The sequence below is a fragment of the Mesorhizobium waitakense genome, from assembly GCF_056431085.1.
In genome coordinates this window covers 1-937 of the sequence record NZ_JBWKME010000174.1, presented here as the reverse complement: position 1 = coordinate 937, position 937 = coordinate 1, and the positions used below count along the sequence as shown (strand labels likewise).

Sequence of the window (937 nt, the reverse complement as noted above, 5' to 3'; positions counted from 1 at the left end):
CCCGGCCAAAGGAACGATCATATCACCGCAATACACAACGACGGCCGGATGAAATGGCAAGGCACCACCGGCTACGGCAAGCGGGCACTGGTCGAGACAGCGATCGGGCGATACAAGGCCCTCATCGGACAGCGCCTGCGGGCCCGGTCGTTTCACGCTCAGCAGACGGAAGTCGCCATTGGGTGCGCCGTCCTCAACCGGATGCTCGAATGCGCACGCCCGAACTCCGTCCGCCACAATGAAGCGACCGCATAGAAATCCCAATTAAAGACCGGCATCCGCTAAAGTCCAGATTCATGCACCAACGCCTCAAAACGACTGAAAGCGGCGGTAGCCGGGGCTTTGACGCTGGCAAGAAGATCAAAGGACGCAAGCGTCACATCATCGTCGATACCCTCGGGCTGATGGTCGGCCTCATGGTGCACAGGGCCGATATCCAGGATCGCCACGGTGCTCCCGATCTCCTGAAATCCATCCGCAGCCGCTGGCCGTGGCTCCTTCATGTCTTCGCCGACGGCGGCTACGTGGGCGACAAGCCAAAAAGGCGGCTGCAGAAAATCGGGAAATGGACGCTCGAAATCATCAAGCGTTCCGACAAGGCCAAGGGCTTTGAAATCCTGCACCTTCGCATGGCTGGGCCGACGCCGCAGGTTGGCCAAGGACTTCGAGAAATCCATCGCTTCCGCAGAAGCATGGATAACCATTGCCCATATCCGCATGCTTAGTGCCTGAATCGGAATGACCGCCGTGTTTTCAGGCCCTTGCGAGCCGTCGGGTAAGCATGCGGATGTTTGCGATGAGGACCCAGGCCTGTGCGGATTCGATGGATCGCTCGAAGTCCTTGGCCAGCCTACGGCACCTACCCAGCCATGCGAAGGTCCGCTCAACGATCCGCTGTACAATGTTGCGTGGAACTGGTTGTCCGGCTTGGCGGTTT

3 pseudogenes are annotated in these 937 nt (G+C 59.2%); 2 read left to right on the top strand and 1 reads right to left on the bottom strand.

The features are described from left to right. Together AC07FD_RS32325 and AC07FD_RS32320 are read left to right on the top strand one after the other, a co-directional pair. Positions 1–255, top strand: a pseudogene (locus AC07FD_RS32325) (IS5/IS1182 family transposase); the annotation flags it as partial. Between the two features lie 47 nt (positions 256–302). After that, positions 303–732 (top strand): annotated as a pseudogene (locus tag AC07FD_RS32320) (transposase); the annotation flags it as partial. A 21-nt stretch (positions 733–753) separates the two neighbouring features. Here AC07FD_RS32320 and AC07FD_RS32315 read toward each other — a convergent pair. Beyond that, a pseudogene (locus AC07FD_RS32315) lies at positions 754–937 on the bottom strand (hypothetical protein); the annotation flags it as partial.